Genomic DNA, 15110 nt, shown 5'->3' on the forward strand with positions numbered 1-15110 from the left:
ATGCCGTCAGACGCGCTCCAGCCGGTCCACAATGCTGTCCCAAAGCTTGTGGAACAGTTCTTCCTTCGTATATGCCTGATCACTCCTGCCCATAGAGCCGAAGACCGAGAAGTCCATCATCTTGAGTTTCGGTTGGCCGGCGTCGCGATCGAAGTAGGGTGTGGCGTGGCCGTTGCTGCTGTTGCCACCACCCATATGATTCATACCAACGACGAAGTTCAGCTGATCGTCGCTGGTGAAACCGCCCTTGGTAATGTCAATGCCATAGGCGGTTTCACCGTGGCGTTCAATCCGAACCTTCAGCGTTTCACCGCTGACTCGTGCGCGACCAACGAGGCCGAGGGAGGCCAACTGTGGCAAGGCTTGGTCAAACTGCTGCCGCAGATACTCGAACGTTGCGTCCAGCTCGTCGTATTTGCTGAAGTCGGCCGGTGTCACCTTGGGTAGGCGATACGACAATGCCTGCTTGACAACCTCACTGACGTCACGCGGCTGCTGGCCGATTGAGGCGGCGACACCAACCCGCTGCGCTAGTTGCTCCGCTAGCGCCTCCGGACTGAAGTCGTCACTGCGCAGGTAATGAATATGCGGGTGCAGGAGATCTGGCGGCACTTGCACATCACCCATGAGCACGGGAAGGATGTAGCCATCGCCTTGCTTGACCGCCGTCATCATGGCGGCCGAGAACTCGTCCATCGGCACGGACTTGGTCAAGTAGTCCTTCGATATGAAGGGAACAAAGAACCGAGTCTGCGAACCGTAGACCTTGCGCTGCTCACGGACAAAGTTGTTACCCCACCACTCGTTCCCCTTGTTTTTGTCGTAAAAGACATTGAGCCCACGATCTTTTGCTGCAGCAACCACCGCCGCAACATATTCGCGCTGTTCACCGGCAAACGAGACCGCAATATCATAAGTTAGCACTTCTTGCACTTTCTAAGTTTAACATGCGGTAAATCTGCAAAACTCGATTAGTCGGCAGTGCGCCGAACGTCGAGTCGGCCTTCCAACTCGCCTCGGTGCCCCAGATAGCGACGCTGTGTCACGCCCCAGGCGTCTTCGAGTCGGCCGCCGATCTTCAACGCCAACGACTCCTGTTCACCGGGCCCAGGTACGTCCCGCAGCTCCATATGCCAGAGGAGGTGCTGGTCGACACAGGCACCCACATAGTTCCCGAACTCATGCGGTTCGGCCCAGCCTTCACCGAGGTTGCCGAGCACGGCTCCGTTGGTTCGCCGGACCGCAACGGTCAGCTGCCACGGACCCCCAATTGGCACCCGTTCACAGAGCATTGCGCTGAACTTGAGGAGCGCCCAGGCATAAGTGATTGTTGAGATGAGGTGGAAAACACGAATGTTTTCGCCCTCTCGATTTTTTCGTTCCCACCCTCCCCGCGTTCCAAGGCCCAGTTCCAGGGCACCTGAGCGATACACACCAAGGTAGCTGTTCCACGGCTCCTGCCGGCCGTAACCGTTGACCACAGTCGCGGCGTGGGCGGTCGGCCACTTCTGGTTACCACCGAGCCGGATAGCACATCCGTCGATTTCGACCGTCTGCTGCGCTTCAAGCCACGACCATAAATCAGCATCGAAGTCCACGACACCGGCCTCGGGGTCGGCAGGAATTAGGAGGACCTGAACCGACGGGTCGCGAAGGCGCCCGGCGAGTCCACCCGTCGCGAAGTCCTCACGTCCCACCGAGTCGAGCGCATGATGATCGAGCGTTCGACGCCACCGCGAACGAACCAACTCGACATCAGCCAGAGTAAGCGACTTTGCTCCCTGATCTAGCGGACCTTGCGCGGTTGCAGCCGTGACGGCATTCGACATCCCCATACTCCATCTGGTGTTCGCGTGACTGCCCCGATCTCTGGGTGCAGACCCTCCGATACCAGAGTTACACCGCTGTAAGCACTGTCGCCCGCCACGACGGCAAGCGGCTGGAAATCTGCGCTCGGCGGTCACGGGCTCGCACGCGGGACGTAACCACTCATAGCTCTCGGTGGCGACTACCGGCCGCGGAGCAAGTCAGGAAACAGTACGAAGGTGTTGCGACGGGAGCCGTGTGAGTCTCACGCGAGTGGCTTGCGGCCACACAGGTTTCGTCCGCGCCGTCCAACAGGCTCGTCTTCGGCAAACCTGCTTGGTGCAGCCTCGGTGAACCTGACACCCGGGAGGTAGACGGGAGACATGCGGATCTCACTGCGTCCGAGCCGTCTGGTTCTCCACTGCTGGCCGTCGAAGTACCGCAGCAGGCCGGGCGTGGCCTGGTCGGGATACCAGCCGGCCGCGGGTGTTGCTGGCAGCGGAACCGCCTGCTGTTGAGCCTTGGCCTGCTGCGCGGCGATACGCGTTTGCTGCCGAAGCTCCTTCAATTGGGCCTTCGCAACACGCTGCTTCTTACTGCTGCCACGTACTGCACCGGCAGTGCTGATCATCAACGTCTTGCGGATGAGGCCCACGAGAGACTCCTTGAGGACATGACCCGGCGGACGATCCGCGACAGGCTCGTGAGTAATTGTCGTCAGGAGACGGCGCTCTGTTACGGATATGAGGTCGTTTGTCGGCTGCTACCGACAGGTGGTGAATCACCCCGATACTGGGCGCAAATCCGACGATATGAAACGAACTGATGGTTGGGATTGTTGCCTGGCCACGATCTTCGTGACGTTTCAGCAACACAATGCGTCTCTGGAACGACGGTTCGTAACAAACCGTGGAAGCCGGGCGATGGTGTGGGTGCTGAGAGCTCGTCTCCTTTGGATTCTGCTTGCTAGGGTGCGATGAATTACTACTATCAATACCCGGGTTACCCACCGATACCGCAACCGCGGAACGGGCTGGGAACTGCGGGCTTTGTCCTCGGGTTGGTGTCGATCGTCTTCTCCGTGCTGCCCCTGTACCTCTGGGCGCTGGCGTATCCGCTGGGAACGATCGGTCTGGTGCTGGCGTCAGTGGGCGTGTCCTACGCGCGGCGGCGGGTTGCGACCAATGGTGGCTTGGCTACCGCCGGAGTCGTGCTCTCATCGATCTCGTTGGTCTTTGCGCTATTGATGACCGTGATTGTCACTGCGCAGTGATGATGCTCGCCAAAGAAAATAGTCGATCATATACCTATGGCGTGAGGAATTTCGTGTTTGACCAGGTTTCCAGTTTGAGGACAGCGAGCTGGCGCAGCTCAGTCGCGAGTTCACCGATGAGTTGTACGATGGCTACCGCTATCTTGCGAAGACGATCAACTATCGGGCGAAGCAGTTCCTTGAGGTGGTGACCCTGCACGGCGGGGTCGGCGCCGCGCGAATCTTGTTGCGAGGCCCCTGTGCTTCAGATGGCTTTACGCGCCTGTGGCAAGAGAAGATGCTTGGTCGCAGCCTCGAAGCTACTGTGCTTCGCCCAAAGTACCAACGATTATCTTCTGATGAAGAACGCCGTATTGCGTGGAGCAGGCTTGAAGCACATGGGTTCGACGTCGAACAGTACGTGGCGTTGCACTCAAAGTAAATAGTTTGCATAATAGTCCTCGGTATTATAAAAGATTGGCCACAAGTCTATGCTCTGTAAAATCGTCAAGGTTGACAACTTCCGTTCTTTCATGAACTGGCGTACTGTTCGCTCAGATCCCAGTTATAAGCGCGTCAACCTCATCTACGGCGTGAACGGCAGTGGTAAAACCACACTGGGAGCGCTTTTGCAGTTAGCGGCGGAAGGCCATGCCGCGCAAGCGGGCCTCGAAGTAGAGGTGTCCGACGGTGCGAATGGCTCTCGTCGTGTGACGGCCGATACGGACCCGTTCTGGCAAAAACTCCGGGTCTTCAATCGCGCTTATGTGCAGCGGACTCTACGCTTTGACCATCAGGACGGCACCAGTCATACGCCGCCGCTGTTAGTATTGGGTGAGCGGCAGATCGATGCCGACGAAAAGATTGCGCGCAACAATTCCCGTATAGCGGAGATTGACACTATTGCACCCAGGCGGAAGCAAACGCTGAACAATGATATCGGGGCGCGCACGAAGCTCCTATCTGACTGCGCGAAGCGCGTCGTCGAAGATTTACAACAACTCGGTGGCCGGTACCGAGGCACCAACGTTTATACCAGAAGCCAAGTCCGTGAACTCCTCAGCGGTGATCGATCGATTCTTGCTGGAAAATCGCAAGACCTACTCGGCGATCTTGACATAGTGAAGGCTAGGCGGCTTGACTCGCTCCCCGTGCTAACTCCTCGGCTACTGCATCTCGGTGAGCATGAACAACGCGTGCAAGTTCTTCTGTCTCGTACGGTCACAAGTCAAGTTCTCGATGAGCTGCGCGAGAATTCGGCTGGCGCTGATTGGGTACAGCATGGTCTAGGACTCCACGAGGAGCGCGACTCCTGCCTGTTCTGCGGGGGAGTCCTAACCAAGGACCGCAGGCGACAACTGGACCTTCACTTTGATGAAGGCCTCAAGCTTTTGCAGGCGGCTATTGAGGAGGCCATCCGTGGCTTGAAGAGCGCTGATGCCGAGATATCTGCGGTTGTTGCTCGATTGCCCCAGGCAAGAGATTTCTATGAGAGTCTCCAGAACGGCTACACAGAAGCCTACGACTCATTTAGGGCTGACGTTCGTCAGTACCAGCAACGTATTGCGGAACTGCTAAAGGAACTCGAAGCTAAGCTAGGTAACCTGTTTACGGAGTTGCCGACAATTCCATCGGGAAGAGCGGTCGAAGTAAACCTGGCGCCAATATCGTTGATTATCCAGGATCACAACAAGCGTACAGCCGAGTTCGATGCCAATCGTGAAGCTGCGGCTAATCGAGTGGAATACTACCGCGTGGCCGATTGTGCGGATGAATATGACCGACTTGCCGAATCGATTAGCAACGTTGACGAAGTTAGTAAGCGCGAACAGGCCGAGAGGGCTCGACTGCAGCGAGAAATTGAAGAGCTGAATCAGCAATCAGAGGATCCTCTGCCGCTGGCCAAGGAGTTAACAGAGAATGTGGCCCGACTCCTAGGTAGAAGTGAGCTTACATTCAGCGTCGAGGCGGGTCGCTATGCGATTGAGCGAAATGGCGAACCGGCGCTAGCCTTGAGTGAGGGCGAGCAGACCGCTATCTCGTTGTTGTATTTTCTATGCAGCCTGCGCGAGCATAGGTCGGAGGGAGACGACCTTATCGTGGTCGTCGACGACCCTGTATCCAGCCTAGACAGTAATGTGCTCGTGGGCGCCTCTGCTCACCTATGGAGTGAGTTGGTACACCAGAGCGACCACCAGTTGATACTACTGACACATAACTTCGAGTTGTTCCGCATCTGGAGCAACCAACTGGGGCGAGTTGAGCGCTTTGGTACAAAAAGCTTGGTCCAAGAGGTTAGGATGCGGGCAACTGTCGATGCGACGGGTGGAGTCGTCCGTGTTCCCAAGTTCACCGCCTGGCCGAACGACGATTTTCGTAAGCGAATCAGGTCGCAGTATCACTACTTGTTCTGGACAACGGCCCGTGCCTTATCCGGCTGCCTCAACGAACCTACGCCAGTTAAGGAAATGGAAGCCATTGCGGTCATCCCGAATGTTGCCCGCAAGATGCTGGAAGGGTTCCTAAGTTTCAAATATCCCGATAAAATTGGCGATTTTGAAGGGGCTGTTCAAGCTGCGATTAGCGGAGTGAACGACCCGGCACGTCAGCGGATTGTCAGGTTTCTGCATCATCATTCTCATAACGAGGAGGGTGACATTGGAAAGGGTGTGGATCCCGGTGAGGCTGTTGCGACTTTGTCCGCCGTTTTCGAGCTGATCAATTTCGTCGATAGAGATCACTTCGCAGCAATGTGCATAGCGCTCGATGTAGACGCTAATTCTCTTCTGGCTGCACGCTAGTAGGTTGATTATAGATGAAGTAAACCATTTTCGCCGAGCGGATACGTTTTATAGAAAATGGTATGTCCGATGGTTGTCGGATTTACTTATCCCAATTAAATGGTTTGATGGAGATCTAATGGCACTAATCAAGAAGAAGACTCCTGAAGAGGTAGCAGCGGAGCAGGCTGCAAAGGAGCGACAGCGCCGTGAGGCAGCTGAGCACAAGCGGCTCCAGGAAGTACAGCGCGAGCGAGAAGCCTTCAATCGGTCTCCTGCGGGGAGGGCTCGGACAGGTTTCGCGCGAGGCGATCAAGTGTTTCAATATGCTATCGACGTGATGAACCAGAGGGCTGTGATCGTGGCGATGGTTGGAGGTACCACCACAAAGCAGACGAGCGATCCGGTCGCGGTGCTCAACTCTGTATGCCAAGAAGGCTGGGAGCTCGTCAACGGTTCATTTGTTTTCGTCGAACAAGGCCAAGAGAGCCGCGACAAGTTCATGTCTTCAGGTCAAAACGTTGCCATCAAAGGGCAGGTCATGGGCTACTACCTGTTCAAACGGTGCGAGGCGAACCGGCGCACGCCTTAACTGGGAGTAGATTCCGTGGTGCTGTCAGGCGCGGCCTAAATTCCGTCCTCGCCGACCGAACGGCTCGGCTTTCGGCAAGCCCGCCTGGTGTAGCCGGTCCCGCAACCCTGTCTGCGACATCCCGAACTTCTCGGCGATCTGCGCATAGGCCCAGCCGGCCTGGTACAGCTCGATGGCCAGGGCGACATCCTCGGGCTGGAGGACGAGCCGTGTGGTGTCGACACCACGAGCTCGCAAGTGCTGGCCGACGGTCTGCCTTGTGATCCCGAACTGCTTTGCCAGACTAAACACCGTGGCACCGTCATCCTGCTGGTAGATCCGCACTAGCTCGTCAATCTCGGCTGGACGGAGCTGTTTGGCGGTTCGACAACGGTGACGGGTGGGGTGGTCAGGCACCGGCAACGCATCGTTTGCCCACGTCAGCGCCTTCTCCAGTAACCGACGCGCCGGTTTCGGCGGGTGTGTAAGGGCCTCGACTACTCCGACCAGAATGTCTTGACCTGCGAGCTAGCCTCTTTTTCGGGTCGCCAGCCGCTCGTCGACGAGTGGGCTCTCGAGGCGGTGGCAGGGCCACGATCAGACGACCGAGTCGGCACGGCAAGCTCACGCTCATCGGCCGGACATTCGCGTTGGTGCGCCCGACGTGGTCCGGTAAGCCGGAGTCGCCGCCGTTCCCGGCCGCGGTCGAACCGGCGAGCTCACCGCAGACCCGCCACACACTCCCGGCACCGCGGCAACTTCCGCCAATGGTGTGTGCGTTCCGAGGGCAGACACCGCCGCCCGCACCGGGAACGCAGGCCGGTGCGCGGGTGGTAGTCCCGCACCGGCGGGACCCAGTGGGTCGCTGCGGTGTCCGTGTCCGGCAACCAGCCCCAGCAAGAACCCAAATCGCCATGCATGGGCGGGGATGGTCGCCTTCGCCGGCGCACCCGCGAAGTAGGCGCACCGGCGGTAACACACCGCTTACGTAGTATCCGCGATGTTTACTCGTCCGCCTTCCGCGCCGTCGCCATCGCGCGCTCCGTCTCCCAGAACGCGCGCATCGACGTGACCAGGCCAGCCTCGTTCACCCGGTACACGAACACGCCATCGGTATCGACGCGGTAACCGCCGGGCAGGTAAGTGGTGATCGTGCCGACGTTGGCGCACTCGCTACCCGCCGCGTGCGAGTCGCGGATCGTGAACTGGAAGCGCTCCACATTGGCGATCGTCAGGTCCCAGAACGCCGAGATCCCTTCCGTGCCATGGTGTCCCTTGCCCTCTTCGTCGAACATCGACGGCCCGACCGGGTCCTCGATCACCCCGTCCGCGGCGAACAGTTTCAGCCACTCGTCCTTCGCGCCGCGCACGACGGCGTCCATCGAGCGCAGCGACGCGAGCCGCGCGGGCGGCTGCGAAGCGGCGGTGTCCCAGCAAACATCCACGCCCATCGGGGAACTCCTAGAACTTCGTGATGATCTCGTCGGCGAACTTCTTGATCGAGTCCTTCTTCGGGCCGACCGGGTCACCGAAACCGATCCCGTCGAACACCCACGGCTGGGTCACCACATCGGTCACCCCGACCTCCGCCTGCTCGCGATAACCGTCTAGCCCGAACCGGTCGATGCACACCGCCTGGAACTCGTACGGCCCGGTCTTGCCGTACTCCGCGCGCAGCTCGCGCAACCGGGCGATCGTGGTCTTCAAGTCCTCCAGCTTCATCATCGCGCTGGACCAGCCGTCGCCGACCCGCGCGGCCCGCTTCAGCGCCACCTCGGTGTGCCCGCCGATGTAGAACGGCACCCGCTTGCTCAGCGTGGGGCTCATCTGCAGCTTGTCGAAATCGAAGTACTTGCCGTGGTACTCGACCATCCCGCCGTCCAGGATCAGCCGCAGCACGTCGATCGCCTCGTCCACGCGCTTGCCGCGGTTGGCATACGGCGCGCCACACCACTCGAACTCCTCAGGTGACCAGCCGACGCCGAGCCCGAGACCGAACCGGTTGCCGCTGAACGCCGCGACCGAGTTCACCTGCCGCGCGAGCAGCACCGGGTTGCGGGAGCCGAGCTTCATCACCGAGGTGTAGAACTCGATTTCACTGGTCACCGCGCCCATCGCGGCGACTGCGACCAGCGGGTCGGCCCACGGGGTCTCGGCGTTCCAGAAACGGCTGCCGTCGGGCGTGTACGGATACTCCGCGGACACCGACTCCGAATAGAACAGGGAGTCCGGCAGCACGACCGAGGAGAACCCGCACTCCTCCGCCGTCTGCGCGAGTTCGCTGAATTGCTCGAGGGGATTCATCGCGACCGAGATGCTGAACTTCATGCCCGCGAGACTATAACGTGTTCTAGTTTACGTCGAGAGCGGGAGCGTCGGCCAGTCGACCTTACCGCCGGCCCGGCGAGCCCGGATCTGGTGACCATCGGCCAGGCCCTGCGCTGGATGGCACGTTCGTCGAGGAAGTAGCTGTGCGGGTACTGAACGCTTCCTGGGAACCTCAGAGCTAGTGTCCACGTTGTCCGGTTCAAGACCTCGAAACGTGGGAGACAGCGATGGGCACCGCGATCACCTTGATCGTGCTCCTTCTGATCATCATCGGCGGCGTCGCGTATTTCGCGAAGTCCCAGGCTCAGAACCGGCAGCGCCAGCTCGACGACGCCAAGGCCGACGCGCGGCGGCTGGTCGAGCGCCTCGGCGGCCAGGTGCTCAACCTGACCGGCACCGACATCGCCTCCCAGCAGGCGATGGCCGACGCCTCCGAGCGCTACAACGCCGCGGGCTCGCAGCTCGAACAGGCCAAAACGGCCGAGCAGGCCAAGCTCGTGAAGGAGACCGCGCTCGAAGGCCTCTACTACGTCCGCGCGGCGCGCACCGCCATGGGCATCGATCCTGGTCCGAAGCTGCCTGAGGAACTGGAGCGTGAGCGCGCGGGAAAGGTCAGCGAACACCGCAAGGTCGACGTCGAGGGCCAGACCTACGAAGCATCTCCGGACCCGGGCTCGAACACGCCGTACTACTACCCCGGCGGCCGCGTGGCCGGGCGCCCGGTGCCGCAGGGCTGGTACAGCGAGCCGTGGTGGAAGCCCGCGCTCGTCGCCGGCGCCTGGGGGCTGGGTTCGATGTTGTTGTTCAGCACCATGTTCTCCGGGATGAGCGGGATCGCGAGCGCACAGGCCTGGGAGTCCGGTTACGACGCGGGCCAGGAGGACGCGATCGACGCCGGTGGCGACCCGGGCGGCGATGGTGGTGACGGCGGCGACATGGGCGGCGGCGACGATTTCGGCGGCGGGGACATGGGCGGCGGGGACTTCGGTGGCGGCTTCGGCGACTTCGGCGGCGGCGGGGACTTCGACTTCTGAGCCACTCAGGAAGGCTGGCAGGCCGGGCACCAGTAGAGGTTCCGGCCTGCCAGTTCCTGGTGTGCCACCGGAGTTCCGCAGACCAGGCAGGGCTGTCCGGTCCGCCGGTAGACGTAGACCTCGCCACCGTGCCGGTCCTGCCGCGGCGCCCGGCCGGTCACCTCCGGCAGATGCTCGTCGGCCACGGTGTCGATGCGCCCAGTGCGCACGCCGACGCGCATCAAAGCCACCAAATCGGTCCAGATTTCCTTCCACAGCACCGGATCCAGCGACCTGCCCGGCAGCGTCGGCGCGATCCCGTGCCGGAACAGCACTTCCGCCCGATACACGTTACCGACCCCGCACAGCACCGACTGGTCCATCAGCAGCGCCGCCAGTGACGTCCGCGAGCGCGAGATCTTCTCCCAGGCCAGTTCCGGTTTCGCGTCGCGGCGCAACGGATCCGGGCCGAGCCGCGCCTTGATCGCGTCGACCTGATCCGGATTCAGCAGCTCGCAACGGTTCGGGCCGCGCAGGTCCGTCCACTGTGTACGGCCGGCCAGCCGCATCCGCACCTGGCCGACGGGCTCCGGCGCGGGCGGCTTTCCCTCGGTGAAGGTGCCGTAGAGCCCCAGATGGATGTGCACCGTGCCGGACGGATAGTGATGGAACAGGTGCTTTCCGTAGGCTTCCGCCTTCACGAACACCTGTCCGTCCACAAGGGACGCCTCGGCGGCGAACTTTCCTTGTGGGCTGGAGACTTCCACCGGCTCGCCCGCGTAGCGCCGCTGGTGCAGGCGGGCGAGCCGGTGCAGGGTGTGACCCTCGGGCATCAGGCGGGCAGCGCGGGCGGGGTGCCGGTGCGCTCGTAGTCGAGCAGCTGCTGGACGCGGCGGGCGTGCCGCTCGTCCGGGGAGACCGGGGTGGCGAGGAAGGTGTCGACGATCGCGTTGACCTCGTCCACGGTGTGCATCCTGGCGCCGACGCCGATCAGCTGCGCGTGGTTGTGTTCCCTTGCCAGCGCGGCGATCTCCGGCTTCCAGGCCAGCGCGGCGCGGGCGCCGGGCACCTTGTTCGCGGCGATCTGCTCGCCGTTGCCGGAGCCGCCGATGACGATGCCGAGGCTGCCCTCATCGGCCACCACCCGGCGCGCCGTTTCGACGCAGAAGGCCGGGTAGTCGTCGGCGGCGTCGTAGACGGCCGGGCCGATGTCGGTCACCTCGTGCCCCGCCTCGCGCAGGTAGCTCACCAGGTGGTTCTTCAGCTCGAAACCGGCATGGTCGGATCCCAAGTAGACACGCACGCTGCGCAGTCTGCCATCCTTGGCGGTATGCGGTGGACAGAGGTCGGCGACGGCGTGCTGGCCCGCAGGTACGAGCACCTCGACCAGACTTTGGGCCTGGTGGTCGGCGCCGAACGCTGCCTGGTGGTCGACACCGGCGGCGACGAAACGCACGGCGCGGAGTTCGCCGCGGCCATCCGTACGGTCACCGCGCTGCCGTGGATCGTGGTGCTCACGCACGCGCATTTCGACCACTACTTCGGCACAAAAGCGTTCCTGCCCTGCCCGGTCTGGGCGCACGAACGCTGCCGCGACGCGTTGCTGGCCCAGGCCGAAGCCGACCGCCGCGCGTGGGCCGATCGCTTCCGTGCCGAAGGGAAAACGGAACTCGCCGAGCGGCTCACGGAAGCGGAACTCGTGCTGCCGTCCGAACTTCTCACCGACCGGGTGGAGCTGGACCTTGGCGGACGCAAGGTGACTTTGCTCCACCCCGGGCCCGGGCATACCGACCACGACGTGGCCGTGCACGTGCCCGATTCCGGCGTGGTGTTCGCCGGCGACCTCGTGGAACAGGGCGCCCCGCCCGCCGTCGGGCCGGACGCCCATCCCGCCGAGTGGCCGCACGCGCTGGACAAGCTGCTGGCGCTGCGCCCCGGCACGATCGTGCCGGGGCATGGCGAGCCCGTCGACGCCGCCTTCGTGCGCGCCCAGCGCGACCGGATCAGGTGAAGTTCAGCTCACCCGTCCGGGTCCTCTTCAGTTCGAAGAAGTCGGGGAAGCTCGCCAGCGCACGGGCGCCGTCGAACACCTTGAGTGCATCCTCGCCGCGCGGGATCGACGACAGCACCGGGCCGAAGAACGCGACCCCGTCGATGTGGATGGTCGGCGTGCCGACGTCCATGCCGACCGGGTCCATGCCCTCGTGATGGCTCTTCTTCAGCGCCTCGTCGTACTCCGTGGACTCCGCGGCGTCCGCGAGCTCGGCGGGCGCGCCGACGGCTTCCAGCGCTTCCTTCAGCACCGCGGGGATGTCCTTGTTGCCGCCATTGTGGTAGCGCGTGCCGAATTCCGTGTAGTACTGGCGGAGCACGTCTTCGCCCTTGAGCTGCGACAACGCGACCGCGACCCGGACCGGGCCCCACGCCTTGTCGAGCAGCTGGCGGTACTCCTCCGGCAGGTCGCGCCCGTCGTTGAGCACGGCGAGGCTCATCACGCGGAAGTGCAGGTCCAGCTCGCGGTGCTGCTCGACCTCCAGGATCCAGCGCGAGGTGATCCACGCGAACGGACATACCGGGTCGAAGTAGAAATCGACGCGTGTGGGCTCGGCGGCCATGTGTCTCTCCCTGTGCGTTTCTGGCGGGGACGGGTGCGCCAGCACCCTTCAACCCGGCCAACAGCGTGCGGACGACGCTTGTTCCCCAGGCCATACATGATTGGATAGCCGGATAGCCGAAACGACAACCGCTAGCGCTACGAGGTGCCTGTGCCCGCCCCTAACCTGACCCGCGATCAAGCCAAGCAGCGCGCCGGGCTGCTGGAAGTCGAGTCCTACGAGATCGTGCTGGACCTGACCGATGGCAACGGTGGTCCGGGCGAGAAAACGTTCGACTCGACCACCACCGTCCGGTTCGCCTCGCGAGCCGGTGAGAGTTCCTGGATCGACATCGTCGCCGCGCGGGTGCGCTCGGCGACGCTCAACGGCAGCGCGCTGGACGTCTCGGGGTACGTCGAAGACGACGGCGTCGCGCTACCGGGACTGGCCGCGGCCAACGAACTGGTCGTCGAGGCCGACTGCCGGTACATGAACACCGGCGAAGGCCTGCACCGCTTCGTCGATCCGGTCGACGACGCCGTGTACCTCTACACCCAGTTCGAGACAGCGGACGCGAAGCGGATGTTCGCCTGCTTCGACCAGCCCGACCTGAAGGCCACTTACCGCCTGACGGTGTTCGCGCCGAGTGACTGGAAGGTGGTGTCCAACGCGCCGGTCGAGTCCACCGAGAAAACCCCGGAGGGCGCGACGAAGACAGTGTTCGCCGTGTCCGACCGGATTTCCACGTACCTGGTCGCGCTGGTCGCCGGCCCGTACGCCGAATGGCACGACCAGTACACCGACGAGCACGGCACGATCCCGCTCGGCATCTACTGCCGCGGATCGCTGGCCGAGCACATGGACGCCGACCGGCTGTTCACCGAGACCAAGCAGGGTTTCGGCTTCTACCACAAGGCTTTCGCCACCCCGTACCCGTTCGCCAAGTACGACCAGCTGTTCGTGCCGGAGTTCAACGCGGGCGCGATGGAGAACGCCGGCGCGGTCACGTTCCTGGAGGACTACGTCTTCCGCAGCCGCGTCACCCGCTACGCCTACGAGCGGCGCGCGGAGACGCTGCTGCACGAGATGGCGCACATGTGGTTCGGCGACCTGGTCACCATGCGCTGGTGGGACGACCTGTGGCTGAACGAGTCCTTCGCGACCTTCGCGAGCGTGCTGGCGCAGGCCGAGGCCACCGAGTACGAGTACGCGTGGACCAGCTTCGCCAACATCGAGAAGTCCTGGGCGTACCGGCAGGACCAGCTGCCCTCCACGCACCCGATCGCGGCCGACATCGTCGACCTGCAGGCGGTCGAGGTGAACTTCGACGGGATCACCTACGCCAAGGGCGCGAGCGTGCTCAAGCAGCTGGTGTCCTACGTGGGCCTGGACAATTTCCTCGCCGGGCTGCGGGTGTACTTCGGCAAGCACGCGTGGGGCAACGCGACGCTGGCGGATCTGCTGGCCGCGCTGGAGCAGGCGTCCGGGCGTGACCTGTCCGGCTGGAGCGCGCAGTGGCTGGAGACCACCGGGCTCAACTCGCTGCGGCCGCGCTTCGAAACCGACGGCGAAGGCCGGTTCACGAAGTTCGCGGTGGTGCAGACGGGCGCGAAGCCGGGTGCCGGTGAGCTGCGTACGCACCGGATCGCGGTGGGCGTCTACGACGACGGCAACGACGCAGCCGGCAAGCTGGTACGCGTCAAGCGGGTCGAGCTGGACGTGGAGGGCGAGGTCACCGAGGTACCCGAGCTCGTCGGCACGCAGGCCGGGAAACTGGTGCTGGTCAACGACGACGACCTCACGTACTGCACGATGCGCCTCGACACCGGCTCGCTGACCACGCTGGTGGACCGGATCGCCGACATCACCGAGCCGCTCCCCCGCACGCTGTGCTGGTCGGCGGCCTGGGAGATGACGCGTGAGGCCGAGCTGAAGGCGCGCGACTTCGTCACGATCGTTTCGCGCGGCATCCACGCCGAGACAGAGGTCGGTGTGGTGCAGCGGCTGCTGCTGCAGGCGCAGACGGCGCTGAACTCGTATGCCGAGCAGTCCTGGGCCGCCGAACGCGGCTGGCCGGAGTTCACCTCACGGCTGCTGGAGCTGGCGCGTGCCGCGGAGCCCGGCTCGGACCACCAGCTGGCGTTCGCCAACTCGCTGGCCGGTTCGGTACTCGACGACGAGAAGCTGGCGGTGCTGGCCGGCTGGCTGGACGGTTCGGCCCCGCTGGACGGGCTCACCGTCGATGCCGATCTGCGCTGGCGGCTGCTCAACGCCCTTGTGGCGCATGGCAAAGCGGGCGACACGGAGATCGACGCCGAGCTGGCACGCGACGACACCGCAACCGGTCGACGGCACGCCGAGCACGCGCGGGCGCTGCGCCCGACGGCGGACGCCAAGGCCGAGGCGTGGCAGCGCGCGGTGTACGACGACGAGCTGCCGAACGCGATGAGCAACGCGATCATCGGCGGGTTCTCGCACCCGGGCCAGAAGGAGCTGCTCGGCGGTTACGTGAGCCGCTACTTCGAGATGGTCGACGAGGTGTGGCAGCGCCGCTCCAGCGAGCGGGCCCAGCCGACCGTGCTCGGCCTGTTCCCGTCCTGGGCGATCGAACAGTCCACTGTGGACGCCGCGGACGAGTGGCTGGCCGGCGACCGCCCGGCGGCGCTGCGACGGCTGGTCACCGAAGGCCGCGCGGGGATCGTGCGCGCGCTGGCGGCCCGCGAGTTCGACGAGAGCTGACCGGAAACGAGAAAGGCCGGCTTCCCC

16 protein-coding genes are annotated in these 15110 nt (G+C 63.2%); 7 read left to right on the forward strand and 9 right to left on the reverse strand.

The window, feature by feature from the left end; translation table 11 throughout:
* Nucleotides 1–6 precede the first annotated feature (6 nt).
* From VHD82_RS24775 to VHD82_RS24785, 3 genes are all read right to left on the reverse strand, one after another.
* On the reverse strand, nucleotides 7–933 hold the full coding sequence (locus VHD82_RS24775) for a toll/interleukin-1 receptor domain-containing protein (RefSeq protein WP_325708556.1): 927 nt from the start codon (nucleotides 931–933) through the stop codon (nucleotides 7–9).
* A gap of 38 nt (nucleotides 934–971) precedes the next feature.
* Nucleotides 972–1829: a hypothetical protein gene (locus VHD82_RS24780; protein WP_325708559.1), complete on the reverse strand. Its 858-nt coding sequence runs from the start codon at nucleotides 1827–1829 to the stop codon at nucleotides 972–974.
* A gap of 242 nt (nucleotides 1830–2071) precedes the next feature.
* Nucleotides 2072–2461: a DUF2510 domain-containing protein gene (locus tag VHD82_RS24785; protein WP_325708561.1), complete on the reverse strand. Its 390-nt coding sequence runs from the start codon at nucleotides 2459–2461 to the stop codon at nucleotides 2072–2074.
* A 321-nt stretch (nucleotides 2462–2782) separates the two neighbouring features.
* Between VHD82_RS24785 and VHD82_RS24790 the strand changes: the two genes are divergently transcribed.
* From VHD82_RS24790 to VHD82_RS24805, 4 genes are all read left to right on the forward strand, one after another.
* The gene (locus tag VHD82_RS24790; RefSeq protein WP_325708564.1) at nucleotides 2783–3079 is read left to right on the forward strand and encodes a hypothetical protein; all 297 of its coding nucleotides are present in this window, start codon (nucleotides 2783–2785) and stop codon (nucleotides 3077–3079) included.
* 121 nt (nucleotides 3080–3200) lie between these two features.
* Complete coding sequence (locus VHD82_RS24795; RefSeq protein WP_325708567.1) at nucleotides 3201–3500, forward strand: hypothetical protein; 300 nt, start codon at nucleotides 3201–3203, stop codon at nucleotides 3498–3500.
* Between the two features lie 49 nt (nucleotides 3501–3549).
* Nucleotides 3550–5859, forward strand: coding sequence for an AAA family ATPase (locus VHD82_RS24800; protein ID WP_325708570.1), 2310 nt, complete (start codon nucleotides 3550–3552; stop codon nucleotides 5857–5859).
* A gap of 118 nt (nucleotides 5860–5977) precedes the next feature.
* Nucleotides 5978–6430, forward strand: a complete 453-nt coding sequence (locus tag VHD82_RS24805; protein WP_325708573.1) for a hypothetical protein — start codon at nucleotides 5978–5980, stop codon at nucleotides 6428–6430.
* 24 nt (nucleotides 6431–6454) lie between these two features.
* Here the strand turns inward: VHD82_RS24805 and VHD82_RS24810 are convergent, their stop codons facing one another.
* The 3 genes from VHD82_RS24810 to VHD82_RS24820 all read right to left on the reverse strand — a co-directional run bounded on the left by VHD82_RS24810 (nucleotide 6455) and on the right by VHD82_RS24820 (nucleotide 8737).
* Nucleotides 6455–6754, reverse strand: coding sequence for a hypothetical protein (locus tag VHD82_RS24810; RefSeq protein ID WP_325708576.1), 300 nt, complete (start codon nucleotides 6752–6754; stop codon nucleotides 6455–6457).
* 659 nt (nucleotides 6755–7413) lie between these two features.
* Nucleotides 7414–7860, reverse strand: coding sequence for a nuclear transport factor 2 family protein (locus VHD82_RS24815; protein WP_325708579.1), 447 nt, complete (start codon nucleotides 7858–7860; stop codon nucleotides 7414–7416).
* A gap of 10 nt (nucleotides 7861–7870) precedes the next feature.
* A complete protein-coding gene (locus VHD82_RS24820) occupies nucleotides 7871–8737 on the reverse strand; it encodes a TIGR03619 family F420-dependent LLM class oxidoreductase (RefSeq protein ID WP_325708582.1) in 867 nt (288 codons plus the stop codon).
* 227 nt (nucleotides 8738–8964) lie between these two features.
* Here VHD82_RS24820 and VHD82_RS24825 point away from each other — a divergent pair, with 227 nt between their 5' ends.
* A complete protein-coding gene (locus tag VHD82_RS24825) occupies nucleotides 8965–9771 on the forward strand; it encodes a hypothetical protein (protein ID WP_325708585.1) in 807 nt (268 codons plus the stop codon).
* Nucleotides 9772–9776: 5 nt separating this feature from the next.
* Here VHD82_RS24825 and VHD82_RS24830 read toward each other — a convergent pair whose 3' ends face one another.
* Together VHD82_RS24830 and VHD82_RS24835 are read right to left on the reverse strand one after the other, a co-directional pair.
* Nucleotides 9777–10583: an Fpg/Nei family DNA glycosylase gene (locus VHD82_RS24830; protein WP_325708588.1), complete on the reverse strand. Its 807-nt coding sequence runs from the start codon at nucleotides 10581–10583 to the stop codon at nucleotides 9777–9779.
* Nucleotides 10583–11053, reverse strand: a complete 471-nt coding sequence (locus VHD82_RS24835) for a ribose-5-phosphate isomerase (protein WP_325708592.1) — start codon at nucleotides 11051–11053, stop codon at nucleotides 10583–10585. The genes VHD82_RS24830 and VHD82_RS24835 overlap by 1 nt, the downstream gene beginning before the upstream one ends.
* 27 nt (nucleotides 11054–11080) lie before the next feature.
* On the opposite strand from VHD82_RS24835, the gene VHD82_RS24840 reads away from it, so the two are divergent.
* Nucleotides 11081–11761, forward strand: coding sequence for an MBL fold metallo-hydrolase (locus VHD82_RS24840; RefSeq protein WP_325708595.1), 681 nt, complete (start codon nucleotides 11081–11083; stop codon nucleotides 11759–11761).
* Here the strand turns inward: VHD82_RS24840 and VHD82_RS24845 are convergent.
* On the reverse strand, nucleotides 11754–12365 hold the full coding sequence (locus tag VHD82_RS24845; RefSeq protein ID WP_325708598.1) for a DsbA family protein: 612 nt from the start codon (nucleotides 12363–12365) through the stop codon (nucleotides 11754–11756). The genes VHD82_RS24840 and VHD82_RS24845 overlap by 8 nt on opposite strands.
* A 150-nt stretch (nucleotides 12366–12515) precedes the next feature.
* On the opposite strand from VHD82_RS24845, the gene pepN reads away from it, so the two are divergent.
* The gene (gene pepN, locus VHD82_RS24850) at nucleotides 12516–15083 is read left to right on the forward strand and encodes an aminopeptidase N (protein ID WP_325708600.1); all 2568 of its coding nucleotides are present in this window, start codon (nucleotides 12516–12518) and stop codon (nucleotides 15081–15083) included.
* Nucleotides 15084–15110 lie beyond the last annotated feature (27 nt).

It is taken from the genome of Amycolatopsis sp., assembly GCF_035546795.1.
In the GTDB taxonomy this organism is placed as follows: domain Bacteria; phylum Actinomycetota; class Actinomycetes; order Mycobacteriales; family Pseudonocardiaceae; genus Amycolatopsis_E.